Raw genomic sequence first — 15,286 nt, 5'->3', positions numbered from 1 at the left:
GTCAGGCTCCTGCGGTGGCGTCGATGGCGGCCGGCGTGGCGCGCCGGATGCCGAGGTTGATGAAATAGCGTTCCAGCAGTTCGCGGTCGACCGGGCGGATCGGCACGCCCAGCGCTTCCAGCTGGGTCTGGGTGGCGTCGCCGGACACGTCGGGCGGCGTGGCCGCCGTGTCGTACTGGTCGAGGATGGCCAGCACCGCCGCCAGGTCGCGCTGGCCGGTTTCGACCAGCCGCGCGCGGGCCCGCTGCAGCCATGGCTCCAGCGGCAGCGCCTCGAGCGCCACGCCGAGCCGGGCGAACACCGGCGCGATGTCGCCGACCCGCAGCCGCTGCTGGCCCATCAGGTGATACACCTGGCCGCGCGCGGCGGCGTGGCCGGCCAGGCCGAGGATGGCGCGGGCGACATCGTCGACCGGGGTCAGGTTCAGCGGCAAGTCCATGTCCGGGATCGCGCCCAGGTCGGCGTACAGCCGCGCCACCCGCCAGATCAGGTCGGCCGCGTTGCACAGCGCGTGGTCATGGTCGCCGGTCACGGCGCCGAGCCGGTAGATGGTCACCGGCAGGCCGCGCGCCTGCGCCTCGCGCGCCAGCGTGTCGGCCACCCATTTGCTCTGGCTGTAGCCGTCGGCCAGCCCGTCCGACACCGCCAGCGGCGAACGTTCGGTCACGCTGGCGCCGTTGCCGGGATCGATCACCGCCAGCGTCGAGACGTAGTGCAGGCTTTTCGGCCGGCCGCGCGCGGTCCAGTCGAGCAGCGTCACCAGGCTGTCGACGTTGGCCGGTTTCAGGCTGGCGTACGGATGCAGGAAGTCGACTTGCGCGGCGCAATGGTAGATCGCGTCGCAGCGTTCGCGGATCGCCTCGGCGTCGGCTTCGCTCAGGCCGAGGCCCGGTGCGCCCAGGTCGCCCGCCAGCACCTCGATGCGGCTGTCGTCCCACAGCGCTTCCAGCTGGCGCGTCGCCATGCTGGCCCGCAGCCGCTCGCGCGCCGCTTGCGGGCTGTCGCCGCGCACGTGGCAGACCACGCTGGCGGCGCTGTCGCGCAGCAGCGCTGCCAGCAGGTGGCTGCCGACAAAGCCGCTGGCGCCGGTCAGGAATACCCGTTGCGGCTGCAGCGGCGCCGATGCGGCTTGTGGCTGGATGTGCCGCGGCAGCAGCAGGTCGCGCGCCAGGTCCGGGCGCACCTTGGCGGCGACGCCGGCGCGCAGGCCGTCCACCAGCGTCGCCAGTTCGGCCAGTTCGGGATGGCTGTAGATGCCGGCGTGCGGGAAGTCGGCGTGCAATTGCTCGCGGATGCGCATGCCGAGCTGGATCGCCAGCAGCGAGTGGCCGCCCAGTTCGAAGAAGTTGTCGTGCCGGCCGACCTGGCCGACTTGCAGCGCCTCGGACCAGATCTGCGCCAGCGCCTGTTCGGTGGCGCCTTGCGGCGCGGCGTAGGCGATGGCGGCCTGGCGCTGCTGCGGCGGCGCCGGCAATGCGCGCCGGTCCAGCTTGCCGCTCTGGTTCAGCGGCAGCGCCGCCAGCGTGACGAAGACGGCCGGCACCATATAGTCGGGCAGCACCCGCACCAGGCTGTCGCGCAGCTGCGCGACCGGCAGTTCGGCGCCATCTTCGGCCGGCACCAGGTAAGCCACCAGGCGCGCCGCGCCGGGCGTGTCTTCGCGCAGCAGCACGGCCGCTTGCGCCACGCCGGGCTGGCGCAGCAGCAGCGTTTCGATTTCGCCCGGCTCGATGCGGAAGCCGCGCAATTTGACCTGCTGGTCGGCCCGGCCCAGGAAATCGAGGCTGCCGTCGGCGGCCCAGCGCGCCAGGTCGCCGCTGCGGTACATGCGGCTGCCGGGCTGCCCATAGGGATTGGCGACGAAGCGCTCGGCGCTGAGCACCGGCTGGCCCAGGTAGCCGCGCGCCAGGCCGGCGCCGGCGATATACAGTTCGCCGGCCACGCCGGGCGGCAGCAATTGCAATTGCTCGTCGAGCACGTACAGCCGGGTATTCCACACCGGCCTGCCGATCGACGCCGGACCGGCCAGTTGCATCGGCGCGCTGATGCTGGCGCAAATCGTGATTTCGGTCGGACCGTAGGCGTTGAACATGCGCCGGCCGCGCGACCAGCGCTGCACCAGCGCCGGCGGGCAACTGTCGCCGCCGACCACCAGCGTGCGCAGCAGCGGCAGTTCGGCCGGCGGCAGCGTCGCCAGCGCGGCCGGCGGTATCAGCGCGTGGCTGATGGCGTGCCGCTGCAGCAGCTGGACCAGTTCGTCGCCCAGCGGCTGCTGGCTGGCCGCATCCGGCAGCACCAGCGCCGCGCCGCTATGGAAGGCCATCAGCTGGTCCATGATCGACGCGTCGAAACCGCACGATGAAAACTGCAGCACGCGCGCGCTGGGGTTCAGGCCGAAGGTTTCGCTCATGCTGGCGCCCAGGCTGCTCAAGCCGGCGTGCGGCACCAGCACGCCTTTCGGCACGCCGCTGGAACCGGAAGTGTAGATCAGGTAGGCGGCGTCTTGCGGGTGCACCGGCAGGCCGGGGTTGTAGTCCGGCTGCAGCGCCATGATCGCCACGTTGTGGTCGTCGTCCAGCAGCAGCGTGCCGGGCGCGTCCTGCAGGCCGTGCTGCTGGGCCAGCTCCACGCTGGACAGCACCGTGTGCGGCGCCGCCTGCCGCAGCACGAACGGGATCCGCGCCGCCATGTGGTGCGGGTCGATCGGCAGGTAGGCCGCGCCGGCCTTGACGATGGCCAGGTGCGCCAGCACCAGGTTGAAGGAGCGCGGCAGCACGGTGGCGACCAGCGATCCGGGGCGCACGCCGCGCCGGCGCAGCAAATGCGCCAGCCGGTTGGCGCGCAGGTTCAGCATCTGGTAGCTGACGTCGCCGTGCTCGGTGACCAGCGCGGTCGCTTCCGGCGCGCCGAGGGCGTGGCGTTCCACCATCTGCGCCAGGCTCAAGGGCTCCAGCATGCGGGCCAGGCCGCCGTTGTCGCCCAGCAGGCGCTGGCGTTCCCGCGCCTGCAGCAGGTCGATGTCGGCCAGCGCCGCGTCCGGCGCCGCGCACGCCTCTTCCAGCAGGCGCAGCAGGCGGCCGGCGATGGCTTCCACGGTGCTCTGCTCAAACAGGTCGCTGCTGTACTGGATGCCGCCGCCGATGCCGGCCGGCAAGCCGTCGCTGTCGCGCTGTTCGGTCAGGATGAAGGACAGGTCGAACTTGGCGGTGTCGACCGTGACCGGCTGCGGCGTGACCGCCACGCCGGCCATGCTGAAGCTGGCCCGGCTGCTGTTCTGGAAACCCAGCATGACCTGGAACAGCGGGTGGCTGGCGCGCGAGCGCTGCGGCCGCAGCAAGTCGACCAGCCGGTCGAACGGCAATTCCTGGTGCGCGTAGGCGGCCAGGTTATTGGCCCGCACGCGCGACAGCAGCGTGCGCAGGCCGGGCCGGCCGGACGTGTCGGTGCGCAGCACCAGCGTATTGACGAAGCAGCCGATCAAGCCGTCCAGCGCATGGTCGCTGCGGCCGCCGACCGGGGTGCCGATGGCGATGTCGCTGCCGGCGCCGAGACGGCTGAGCAGCGCCGCCAGCAGCGCTTGCAGCACCATGAACAGGCTGGCCTGGCCGTCGCTGGCCACTTGCAGCAATTGCGCGTGCAGTTGCCGGTTGATCCGCAGCGGCACCACGCCGCCGCGGTAGCTCGGCGTGGCAGGGCGCGGATGGTCGGCCGGCAGCGCCAGTTGTTCCGGCAGGCCGCGCAGCGTCTCTTGCCAGAAGGCGGACTGGCGCGCCGCCAGGCTGGCCGGATCGTCTTCGCTGCCGAGCAGCGCGTTTTGCCACAAGGTGTAGTCGGCGTATTGCACCGGCAGCGGGGCCCAGTCCGGCGCCCGCGACTGGCAGCGCGCATCGTAGGCCAGGCTCAGGTCGCGCGCCAGCGGCAGCAGCGAGGCGCCGTCGCCGGCGATGTGGTGGGTCAGCAGCAGCAGCACATGCTCGTCTTCCTCCAGCTGGAACAGCGTGGCGCGCAGCGGCGCCTCGCGTTCCAGCCGGAAGCGGTGCACGGCGGCGTTGCGCAGCAGCGGCGCCAACTGGTCTTCGCTGCTGCTGGTGGTCAGCAGCAGCGGCTGCGCCTGCGCGCCGTCGAGCACCAACTGGTGCGGCACGCCGGCCGCGGTTGGGTAGATGGTGCGCAGGCTTTCGTGGCGCTGCACCAGGTCGCCCAGCGCCGCGCGCAGCGCGTCCCGCTCCAGCGGGCCGGTCAGGCGCAGCGCCAGCGGCATGTTGTAGGCCGGATTGCCGTCTTCCAGCTGGTTCATCAGCCACAGCCGGTTTTGCGCGAACGACAGTGGAATGTGCTGCGGGCGCGGCATCGGTATCACGCCCGGCAGCGCCGCCGCATCCTGGTCCAGCAGCGCGGCCAGGCCGGCGATGGTCGACACCTGGAACAGTGTGTCGACCGGCAAGTCGATCAGGAAGTGCTGGCGTATCATCGACATCAGCTGGATGATCATCAGCGAATGGCCGCCCAGCTCGAAGAAATTGTCGTCCACGCCGACCCGTTCGAGATGCAGCGCCTCGGCCCACATGGTGGCCAGGATGCGTTCGGTCGGCGTGCGCGGCGCGCTGTACTGGGTGGCCGCCTGGCGTTCCGGCGCCGGCAGGGCCTTGCGGTCCAGCTTGCCGCTCGGGCCCAGCGGGAGGGCCGGCAGGTTGACGAAGCTGGACGGCACCATGTATTCCGGCAGCGCGGCGGCCAGCAATGCGCGCAGCTCGGCCGGCGCCGGGTCGCTGCCGGGATGGCCGACCAGGTAGGCCACCAGGCGCCGCTCGCCGGGCGTGTCTTCGCGCGCGATGACGGCGGCCTGGGCCACGTCCGGGTGGCCCAGCAGCAGGGCTTCGATCTCGCCCGGCTCGATGCGGAAGCCGCGCAGCTTCAATTGCTGGTCGGCCCGGCCCAGGTAATCCAGGCTGCCATCGGCGCGCCAGCAGGCCAGGTCGCCGCTGCGGTACATGCGGCTGCCTGGCGCGCCGTGCGGGTTGGCGATGAAGCGTTCGGCGCTGAGCAGCGGACGCCGCAGATAGCCTTGCGCCAGCCCCGTGCCGGCCAGATACAGCTCGCCGCCGACGCCGGCCGGCACCGGCTGCAGCGCATCGTCGAGCACATACAATTGGGTGTTCCAGATCGGGAAGCCGATCGGCACCCGTTCCTCGCCCGCTCCATCCTGGCACTGCCAGCTGGTGACGTCGACCGCGGCCTCGGTCGGGCCGTACAGATTGTGCAGCTCGCAAGTGAGGCGCTGCCTGAACTGGGCTTGCAGCGCCGGGGCCAGCGCCTCGCCGCTGCAAATCACGCGGCGCAGCGAGGTGCAGGCGACGGCGTCCGGTTCGAGCAGGAACAGTTCCAGCATCGACGGCACAAAATGCAGCGTCGTGATGGACTCGGCGGCGATCAGGCCGGCCAGGTAATGCGCATCCTTGTGGCCGCCCGGTTTTGCCATCACCAGCGTGGCGCCGTCGATCAGCGGCCAAAAGAATTCCCATACCGACACATCGAAACTGGACGGCGTTTTTTGCAGCACCCGGTCGTCGGCCTGCAAGCCGTAGCGGTGCTGCATCCACAGCAGGCGGTTGACGATGGCCTGGTGCGACACCAGCACGCCTTTCGGCGTGCCGGTCGAGCCGGAGGTGTAGATCAGGTAGGCCGGATGCAGCGGGACCAGCACCGCGCCGCGTTCGGCATCGCTGAGCGGCGCGTCGCCGGCGGCGTCCAGCGCGGCGCCGGCGGCTGCCGTATCGAGGCGCAGCAACAGGGACGCATGATCGGCCAGTTGGCCTTCCAGTTGCGTCGCGGGCGCGCCGCTGGCCAGCAGGCATACCGGGGCCGCGTCGGCCAGCATGAAGGCGAGCCGCTCGGGCGGGTAATCGGGGTCCAGCGGCAGGTAGGCGGCGCCGGTCTTCAGCGTCGCCAGCAGCGCCACCATCAGGTCCAGCGAGCGCGGCACGGCGATCGCGACGATGGCGCCCGGGCCGGCGCCGCGCGCCAGCAGCAGGCGCGCCAGCTGGTTGGCGCGGCGGTGCAGTTCGGCGTAAGTGAATTGCCGGCCCTCGCAGCGCAGCGCGACCGCGTCGGCGCTGGCCCCGGCGCGCCGTTCCAGCAGCGCCGTCAGCGTGGTGGCGGGCACGGCGGCGGCAGTGTCGTTCCAGCCATGCAGCAAGCGCTGGCGCTCGTCGTCGCGCAGCAGCGCCACCTGGCCGACGCGCTGTGCCGGATCGGCCAGCAGCGCGCCGATAAAACCCAGCAGGCGGGCCTGGTGGCCGGCCAGCGTGGCCGCCGTGTACAGCGCCGGGTTGGCGTCGAAGTCGATCTGCAAGTCTTGTCCGTTGCCGCGTTCGTACAGGAAAATGCCGAGATCTTCGGCGGTACCGTTGGACATATTGCGCGGCGTGGCCAACTGGCCGGCGAAGCGGAAATCGTAGTCGAACGCTTCGATATTGACCACGGTGGTGAACAACTGGCGCTGGTTGCCCAGCAGGTTCAGGTCGGCGCGCAGCTGTTCGTAGCGGTAGGCCTGGTGGCGCATGACCTGGCGCATCTGGCGTCCGACTTCGCCGATCAGCTCGGCCAGCGGCAGCGCGCCGCCGATCGCCAGCCGCAGCGGCATGGCGTTGGCGACCATGGCCGGCACGCGCCGCATGCGCTCATTGTGGCGCGCCGTCAGCGGCATGCCGAGCACCATGTCGGGATTGCCGGTGACCCGGTACAGATAGGCGGCGATGACGGCGGTCAGCACTTGCGGCAGCGTCGCGCCCAGTTCGCGGCCCAGCGCGGACAGCGCCTCGACCTGGGCCGCCGGCAGGTAGGCGGTCTGGCGCAGCAAGCCGCCGCTGGGCGCGCGCTGGCCGGCCAGGCTGAACGGATCGGGCTTGTCGCTGAAACGCTCGATCCAGTATTGGCGGTCGCGCGCGTTGCGGCCCGAGGCCTGGTAGGCGTTGTCGTCCTCGATCAGCGCGGCCAGCGGCGCCAGCGTGCTGTCGGCGGCGGGGCGTTGTTCGCACAGCGCGGTGTACAGTTCGGCCACGCGGCGCGCCAGCAGGCTGGCGCCGTAACCGTCGAGCGCGATGTGGTGGCAGCGGTGATACCAGGTGTAGTTGTGCGGCCCGGTGCGCAGCAGCGCCGACAGCCACAGCCGGCCGCCGTCGAGTTCCTGGCTGCGCAGGAAGTCGGCTTGCATCCAGGCGTCGGCGGCGCCGTCCGGATCGGCCTCGGCGCTGAAATCGAGATACGGGATCTCGCCGTCATAGGTGTCCGTCAGCCATTGGCGCGGCCCGCTGCCGTCGTCGCCGAAACGCAGGCGCGGCGCCTCGGTTTCGTTGGCGACCGCGCGCAGTGCCGCCAGGAAGCGCTGCGGGTCGATATCGCCGCTGATGTCGAGCGCCTCGGCCAGGTTGAAGTTGGTGTCGGGCGAAGCGAAACGCGCCCCCAGCCACATCGACATTTGGCCCGAGGTCAGCGGCACGGGGGGCAGAGTCTGGTCGTTGGTCGTCATACATTACTCCTTAAAAAATCTGGTCGTCATCTGGCCTGGCCATGCGGCGGCCGATGGAGGCGCGGCGCGCCCCGGTTGGAAAATGGCTGAGTTGTGCAATGGCCGCGCCGATGGCGCCGTCATTGGTGAGTCTTGCCGGCCTGCAGGTGGCCGGACGATCAACGGACAGAATCGGGCTGGAGCAGCTTGGGCTGGCGATGACGGACAGCTCACAGCCGGCGCAAGCATCCGCAGCGTCGTTTGAGCGCGGTGTGTGTGACTAAGTAATTGCCAGTACAGCGGCAGGCAATATCGTGGTGGGCAATCCAGCAGCGCACCGATTATTGCAGTCATCAACCACAATAATGTATTGACGGTTACTTGGCACATCACGCTCACCCAAACGGGAAGGAGACAGCGATTCCTGAAATTACTTTTGGTACAAAAAAGATTGCTTTTGATAAATATAGAGCAAAATTTTTTATGTAGCAAGATTATTTATAAATGCTCAGCTAACTCAACAATGATGAAAATTTTTAGCGTCACGATGTTTTACGGTGGACAGAATAAAATAAAAAAGTCAACAATTAAAGTTTCTGGTGAAAATACTGTGAACTTTCTATTTTTGGATTTAAAAGTTAATATAAGTCATTGATTTATATGAAATTATAATTCGTGATTATTAATGAGTTTTAAGTATGTGTGACTACCATAAACAAACCTTTGAAAATGATGAATTTAATCAAAATCACAAGGTAATGAAGATGTCAATAGCCGCACGTTTGGATAGAATGTGTGTAATTGAAAAAATATCAAATGACACATTCAATCTAACTCATTGATTTTCAAGGGCTAAATAATTGTACGTATTGGATTTTTTGATGATTACTGAAAGTAATCGTTTTCATTCGAGGACATGCGACACTGATGGATGAAAAATATGTGATGGCCGTGGCGAACGTTGCTCGGAAGCTGTTTTGACAGGGGGAAGATGCTGGTGCGAACCAGGCTGTGCGGAGGAGGGGAGAGTGTGGCGGCGTGAGGCAGCGCCGCCGGATGTATTGCTATGGTTATTGCTTGATGGCTAGAACACGCCCGCGCTCGAGACGCTCAAATGGGCCACCTTGTCGCTGGCAAACCACTTCAGCTGACTGGAGCCGATCGCGTAAATGCCATGCGCCACCGTGCTGATCGGGCCGGTCAGCTTCTCGCCCGTGACCAGCGTCACGACCCACGGCGTGGTGCCGCTGGCCATGTTTTCTTGTCCGGCATGAATCAATGCCTGTTGTACGACGTCGCTCATCCTGTTCCTTTGTGAAGTTGTGATGCTGATGTAATCATATTAGCATCCAGCCCGTTTGCGCGGCGCCACGCTGCGCCCTCGACGGCGGCGCCGCCATCGCGCACAATGGCGTTTTCAACCGTATCGAAAGGCAGCCTTGATGAGCATCGAAACCGACCTGGCAAAAATCGCCGAACAGGAAAAACGCCTGCGCTTTGCGCGTCTCGACTACGAGATGCTGTGGCAGTTGGGCGCCGCTATCCGCACGCTGGCGCGCGAGCGCGGCCTGGCGCTGGCGATCGACATCCGCGTCGCCGGCGAGACCATTTTCTATAACGCCATGCCGGGCACCTCGCCGAACAACGCCGACTGGGCGCGCCGCAAGCGCAACACGGTCGACGCCTTGCACACCAGTTCCTATGCGGTGGGCCTGGCCGGGGAACGCGATGGCACCACGCTGGAACAGAAATCCGGCCGCCCGCAGCGCGACTTCGCCACCCACGGCGGCAGCTTCCCGCTGATGGTCGACGGTCTGGGCGCGATCGGCACCGTCACCGTGTCCGGCGCGCCGCAGCGTATCGATCATGCGATCGTGGTCGAGGCGCTGGCCGCGATGATCGGCGTGCCGCTGGCGGAAGTCGCGCTGGATTAAGAGCCTATCCCAGTAGATGAATACGTCCCCTGCTGGCGCCCCTCAGCAACGGGGACTGCGTTGATCGTCGTCGCGTGGCCCGCCACGCGTCCTCCTCACGCCTGGTCCGCGCTGCTGATGCGCGGCCAGCAGAAGACGCTCACTACTGGGATAGGCTCTAAGCGTAGCGAAAATGCCGGGCCGGGCTTGGTCGGATTCGCGTCGCGCCATCCGGCCAGGCCGCGGACCTGGATTGCCTTTCCATGAAAATTGCGTACGACGCGCGCTTTCTTGCCGGACAAAACAAAGACGTCAGTCGAAAAACAGTCTTAAATACACATCCCCCCCGACACCTCAATCCGCTGCGCATTGACCCAGCGCTGATCCTCCGATAGCAGCGACGCAATCATCGCGCCCACATCGTCGGGCACACCGGCGCGTCCCAGCGCCGTCATGCCGGCCACGCGCTGGTTCAGTTCGGGATTGTCGCGCACCATGCCGCCGCTGAAATCGGTCGTGATCGCACCGGGGGCGACGGTGTTGACGGCGATGCCGCGCGCGCCCAGTTCCTTGGCCTGGTAGCGGGTCAGGATTTCGACCGCACCCTTCATCGCCGCATACGCGATGCTGCCGGGAATCACGATGCGGGTCAGGCCGCTGGAAATGTTGACGATGCGGCCGTCATCCTGGATCAGCGGCAGCAGTTTTTGCGTCAGGAAGAACACGCCCTTGACGTGAACCTGGTACAGCGCATCCAGTTCGTCTTCGGTGACATCGGTGAATGGTTTGTGATGCGAAGTGCCGGCATTGTTGACCAGGTAATCGACACCTTGCGCGCCCAGTTCGGCCAGCGCTCGCCGCACTTGTTGCACAAAGCTGTCGAACGAGGCGGATGCGGCGGTGTCCAGCTGGATCGCGACGGCCTTGCGTCCGAGAGCGTGGACGGCGGCGATGACGTGGTCCGCTTCGGCCCGGTTGCTGCAATAGGTGAAGATGCTATCGATGCCGCGTTCGGCGAGATGGAGCAGGGTGTTGCGGCCAAGGCCGCGATTGCCGCCGGTAATGAGCGCGATCTTGCTGCTGTTTTGCATAATGTACTCCGTTTGGGTTTAAGTGCATGCATGATACTGTCGAGAATATTCGGTTTAAATGGCGGAAATTAGCTTATTCCTGCCTATTCCTGTTTTGCGGCCTATAATCTCGATCAATCAAAACAGCCGGAAATCCACCATGCCCGAAGCATTGCTGCACGCCGTTCAGCGCTATACCGATAAGCAGACTGGCGACAGTCCGTTCGCCACCGCGATCAAGGGATTCACCATCCTGCGCTCGGACCATGAAAAACCGCCGAGTCACCTGATCTTCAAGCCGGCGCTGTGCATCGTCGTGCAGGGCGCGAAATGGGCGCTGTTCGGCGACCGGCACGTCGATTACGGTCCAGGCCAGGCGCTGCTGGTCAGCGTCGAAATGCCGGCGTTCGGCCGGGTCGCGCAAGCCAGCGCCGATCGGCCTTACCTGGGTTTGGTCATCGAATTCGACCTGGCCGTGATGCGCGAGGTGATGGAGCAGCTGGATACGCCACCGCAAACGGGCAGCCGCGTCGCCAGCAGTGTGTTCGTTACCGATTTCGACGGGCCGCTGGCCGATTGCGCGCTGCGCATGGTGCGCCTGCTCGATACGCCGCAAGCGATCGGCCTGCTGTATCCGGCCATCATGCGCGAGATGTGTTACTGGCTGCTGAGCGGTCCGCACGGCAGTGAAGTGGCCGGCATGGCGCTGGGCAGCCGTCATGCGCAGCGCATCGTCGGCGCGATCCACGCCTTGCGCGACCGTTACGCGGAAACGGTCAGCATCGAGGAGCTGGCGGTGATAGCGCAGCTGAGTCCGTCGGCGTTTCACCGGCAATTCAAGATGCTGACGTCGATGACGCCGCTGCAATACCAGAAGCAGTTGCGCTTGCTGGAAGCGCGTCGGCTGATGGTGGCCGATGCGGCCAACGTCGAGACGAGCGCATTCCGGGTCGGTTATGAAAGTGCGTCGCAGTTCAGCCGCGAATATGCGCGCATGTTCGGCGCGCCGCCGCGGCGCGATATCGCCGCCCTGAAAACCGGCGGCGCCTCGCTTCACGGCGCCTTGTAACCATCCGTCAAGGTCTTCAAAAATACGATGACGTCGGCGATTTCCTTGTCGTTCAAGGCCGGCGGCTGGCCCGGCTTGCGGTCGAACGGCGCTTCGAGATTGACGTTGGCTTCCAGGCCGGGCGGCAGGTCGTCATATTTATGCACGCTGCCATCGCGGTTCTTCGGATACCATTTTTGCGGCGCGGTGTCGCGCTGCGCGTAAAAGCGCAGCACTTGTTCCAGGCTGGTGAAGCTGCCGTTATGGAAAAACACCTTGCGCAGCGCGACGTTGCGCAGCGACGGCGTCTTGAAGCTGCCGCAGTATTCCTTGTGATCTTTTAAATCGCTGCGGTCCGGGCCGCACAGGCCCATGTCGAAAAATGCCGGGTCGGTATTGGCCGGCAGCTTGCGGTTGCGCGGCACGCCGATGTTGATCAGGCCGTAGTCGGTGAATTGCGGGAACACGCCGCCGGGCGTGATCTGGCTGATGTGGCACGACGCGCAATTGCCCTTGTTTTCATCGTTGAACAGCGCCAGGCCGCGCAATTCCTGCGGATTCAATTGCACCTGCTTGCGCAGGAAGGCGTCGTATTTGCTGGTGTACGGGTAGAAATCGGCCGGGCTTTCCTGGAATACTTCCAGCGACATCAGCGCCCAGCGCAGCGCCTGGCCGGGCTGCTCGAAGATATCGTCGCCGTAGGTCTGGCGGAATTGCGCCGCCAGCGCTCCCTGTCTGAGTTTGGCGACCACCGAGGCGACATCGGGATTGCCCATTTCATGCGGCGACAGCAAGGGCGTCAGCGCCTGTTCGTGGCCGGACTGGGCGCGGCCGTCCCAGTTGCGGCCGCCGGTCGGGCCGGCGTCGACGCTGTCGTCGCCGTCATCGTCGTGAAAATGCTCGGTGAACGGCGGCGCGTTCTGGATATAACGCAGCGAGGGCGCGGCGCGCGTGCCGGCGTCCTTCAATTCGGGACCGCCCAGTTGCACCGCCAGCGCGTTCGGCGGGCCGTAGGCGTGGTCCGGGCTGTGGCAACTGGCGCACGACATCTTGCCAGATACCGACAGGCCGGGCTCGAAAAACATCGCGCGTCCCATCGCCGTCATTTCCGCCACCGACGGCTGGCGTTTTAATGTCGGCGTGTAGGCGGCCGTCAGGTAGGCGGCGGGCGCGCCTTTTTGCGGCGGCTGCGTCTGCGGCTGGCATGCGGCCAGCAAGACGGCGCAGACCAGGCCGGGCAGGGATGGCGTCAGTTTCATGAGCGGCGAAATCGGGAAGGGAGAGAAGTAGGGCTGCCGCGGCATGGCTCGGCTGCTGGCGTTGATTGACGGAACATGGGCGGCCAGCCTAGCAGCCGAGTGTGACAAGACTATGACAAGACCATGACAAGCAGGCGCTGCTCCATTAAAAATTAAATGGAGGCCATCATTTAACAACAGCAATGTATCGGAATGTAACATCGCCGTGATTTCATCAAGTTGAAATATTTGCTCAATAGCATGCTGGGTTTTCCACCCCTAAGGCATGAAGAAACATGAATCCGCACGCAAGATTAGCTTTACGTCCCTTGCCATTGCTGTTGTCGCTGGGCTTGAGCGCCGGCCTGGTGGCATGCGGCAGCAGCGACCACCCGGCGGCGACCAAGGGCCAGGTGATCGGCAGCTATTATGAGAATGCCCAGGTGTGCCTGGAAAGCGCCTCCGCCAAGCTGACCTGCGACAGCAATTCGACCCCGGTCAAGACCGGCGCCGACGGCAGCTTTACGCTCAACGGCCAGGGCGCCGTGCTGGCCGTGGTCGGCACCGATGCGATCCGCCACGATGTGCTGGGCGACGCCGGCGCCAAGGTCACGCAAAAGCTGATGTTGCGCGCGCCGGCCGGCCATGCCAACTTTGTCAGCGCGCTGTCGACCGAGCTGGCCGCGGTCATGGACGGCAACGGCGGCGACTTTGCCGGCGCCAGCAGCAAGCTGGCGGCGCGCATCGGCGTGTCGGAAGCCAGCCTGGCGTCCGACTTCAACAAGGCCAGCGGCGACGATCTGGCCAAGCTGAAAGCGGAAAATGCCAGCGTCACGGCGGTGATCGCCGGCGCCAGCGGACAAGCCGCGCCGGCCGATGCGCTGGCCGCGCTGAACAGCGGCCTGGCGCTGAACAATATCCAGACCATCGTCGTGATCTACGCGGAAAACCGCGGTTTCGACAATTTGTACGGCCTGTTCCCTGGCGCCAACGGCGTGCCGGGCGTGAACCCGACGTCGGCCTCGGCCTATGTGCCGCAAAAAGATATCGACGGCAGCGTCTTGCCAGTCTTGCCGCCGACCTGGGGCGGCATGACGGCGGCCGGCCAGGGCACCGTCATCACCCAGGCCCAATCGGCCAACCTGCCGAACAAGCCATTCCAGATCGATGACGTGAACAGCCCGCTGAACTTGCCGCAATCGGTCATCACGCGCGACCTGGTGCACCGTTTTTATAACAACCAGATGCAGATCAACGGCGGCGCCAACGACAAGTTCGCGGCCTATACCGACGCCGGCGGCCTGACCATGGGCTATTACGACGGCAGCAAGATGCAGCTCTGGAACATCGCCAAGCAATATGCGCTGGCCGACAACCTGTTCATCGGCGCTTTCGGCGGTTCCTTCCTGACCCACCAATACCTGATCTGCGCGTGCGCGCCGACCTATCCGAACGCCGACACATCGGTGGCCAGGAATTCGATCTCGAAGATCGACGTCAACGCCAAGGGTAACTTCGTGCGCCTGACGCCGTCGCCGAGCTCGCCGGCATCGGTGCTGAGCGGTCCGCCGGCCTACGCCAACGATAGCACGCTGACCCCGGCCGACAGCAGCGGCATGTTTTACGCCGTGAACACCATGCAGCCGCCGTTCCAGCCGAGCAGCAACGCCCCGGCCGCCGGCGACGGCAGCAAGCTGTATGCCGACACCAGCAAGGCGACCACCTTGCCGCAGCAGACGCAGACCAATATCGGCGACCTGCTGTCGGCCAAGAACATCGACTGGGCCTGGTATGCCGGCGCATGGAAAGACACCACCGCACTGGCCACCGCCGGCACGCGCAACAACAGCTTCCCCAATCCGCCGAACTTCCAGTTCCATCACCAGCCGTTCAATTATTACGCCGACATGGACCCGGTCAAGGCGCCAGCCTACCGCGCCGCCCACTTGCGCGATTTCGACAGCCAGTTCCTGAGCGACGCCAGCGCCGGCAAGCTGCCAGCGGTGGCGTTCTACAAACCGCAAGGTAATTTGAACCAGCACTCCGGCTACGCCAGCGTGGCCGACGGCGATGCGCATATCGCCAGCGTCATCGCCCAGCTGAAAAAGAGCCCGCAATGGAAGAACATGCTGGTCATCGTCACCTACGATGAAAACGGCGGCTTCTACGACCACGTTGCGCCACCGAAGGGCGACCGCTGGGGCCCGGGCACCCGCGTGCCGGCGATCCTGGTGTCGCCCTACGTGAAAAAGGGCCTGGTCGATCACACGCAATACGACTCCGCGTCGATCCTGCGCGCGATTACCCACCGCTTCTCGCTGCCGGTACTGGACGGCCTGACGCTGCGCGATAAATCGCTGGTCGCCAACGGCGGCAAGCCGATGGGCGACTTCAGCGCGGCGCTGGCGCTGCTGCCGCAAGAGTAAGCCTGATGGTCGGCTTCCACGTCGGCGTCGTCTGAAACGGCGCTGAAGCAGAAAGCAGCACAGCCGCAGTGTCGCGGCGGTGCT

At 65.7% G+C, this 15,286-nt stretch carries 7 protein-coding genes; 3 read left to right on the top strand and 4 right to left on the bottom strand.

The genetic code is table 11. The features are described 5' to 3' along the window. Position 1 precedes the first annotated feature (1 nt). Positions 2–7,528 (bottom strand): non-ribosomal peptide synthetase, encoded by a 7,527-nt coding sequence (locus GJA_RS14200; RefSeq protein WP_051780857.1) that lies wholly within the window; start codon positions 7,526–7,528, stop codon positions 2–4. A 1,063-nt stretch (positions 7,529–8,591) separates the two neighbouring features. Beyond that, positions 8,592–8,810 (bottom strand): hypothetical protein, encoded by a 219-nt coding sequence (locus GJA_RS14195; RefSeq protein WP_038493265.1) that lies wholly within the window; start codon positions 8,808–8,810, stop codon positions 8,592–8,594. A 139-nt stretch (positions 8,811–8,949) separates the two neighbouring features. On the opposite strand from GJA_RS14195, the gene GJA_RS14190 reads away from it, so the two are divergent. Continuing rightward, on the top strand, positions 8,950–9,441 hold the full coding sequence (locus GJA_RS14190) for a heme-degrading domain-containing protein (protein ID WP_038493263.1): 492 nt from the start codon (positions 8,950–8,952) through the stop codon (positions 9,439–9,441). Between the two features lie 308 nt (positions 9,442–9,749). Here GJA_RS14190 and GJA_RS14180 read toward each other — a convergent pair whose 3' ends face one another. Then, positions 9,750–10,511, bottom strand: a complete 762-nt coding sequence (locus GJA_RS14180; RefSeq protein ID WP_038493259.1) for an SDR family NAD(P)-dependent oxidoreductase — start codon at positions 10,509–10,511, stop codon at positions 9,750–9,752. 139 nt (positions 10,512–10,650) lie between these two features. Here GJA_RS14180 and GJA_RS14175 point away from each other — a divergent pair, with 139 nt between their 5' ends. Continuing rightward, the gene (locus tag GJA_RS14175; RefSeq protein WP_038493257.1) at positions 10,651–11,559 is read left to right on the top strand and encodes an AraC family transcriptional regulator; all 909 of its coding nucleotides are present in this window, start codon (positions 10,651–10,653) and stop codon (positions 11,557–11,559) included. On the opposite strand, the gene GJA_RS14170 is transcribed toward GJA_RS14175, so the two are convergent. After that, the gene (locus GJA_RS14170; protein WP_038499873.1) at positions 11,544–12,797 is read right to left on the bottom strand and encodes a cytochrome-c peroxidase; all 1,254 of its coding nucleotides are present in this window, start codon (positions 12,795–12,797) and stop codon (positions 11,544–11,546) included. The genes GJA_RS14175 and GJA_RS14170 overlap by 16 nt on opposite strands. 275 nt (positions 12,798–13,072) lie before the next feature. On the opposite strand from GJA_RS14170, the gene acpA reads away from it, so the two are divergent. Further along, positions 13,073–15,202, top strand: coding sequence for an acid phosphatase (gene acpA, locus GJA_RS14165; protein WP_038493255.1), 2,130 nt, complete (start codon positions 13,073–13,075; stop codon positions 15,200–15,202). Positions 15,203–15,286: the final 84 nt, after the last annotated feature.

The organism is Janthinobacterium agaricidamnosum NBRC 102515 = DSM 9628, from assembly GCF_000723165.1.
Lineage (GTDB): Bacteria > Pseudomonadota > Gammaproteobacteria > Burkholderiales > Burkholderiaceae_D > Janthinobacterium > Janthinobacterium agaricidamnosum.
This window is presented reverse-complemented; position numbering and strand designations above follow the sequence as displayed.

Coding starts and splice junctions, on each gene's coding strand:
- GJA_RS14175 (WP_038493257.1), top strand. CDS start 10,651: ATGCCCGAAGCATTGCTGCACGCCGTTCAGCGCTATACCGATAAGCAG.
- GJA_RS14195 (WP_038493265.1), bottom strand. CDS start 8,810: ATGAGCGACGTCGTACAACAGGCATTGATTCATGCCGGACAAGAAAAC.
- GJA_RS14200 (WP_051780857.1), bottom strand. CDS start 7,528: ATGACGACCAACGACCAGACTCTGCCCCCCGTGCCGCTGACCTCGGGC.
- acpA (WP_038493255.1), top strand. CDS start 13,073: ATGAATCCGCACGCAAGATTAGCTTTACGTCCCTTGCCATTGCTGTTG.
- GJA_RS14170 (WP_038499873.1), bottom strand. CDS start 12,797: ATGAAACTGACGCCATCCCTGCCCGGCCTGGTCTGCGCCGTCTTGCTG.
- GJA_RS14190 (WP_038493263.1), top strand. CDS start 8,950: ATGAGCATCGAAACCGACCTGGCAAAAATCGCCGAACAGGAAAAACGC.
- GJA_RS14180 (WP_038493259.1), bottom strand. CDS start 10,511: ATGCAAAACAGCAGCAAGATCGCGCTCATTACCGGCGGCAATCGCGGC.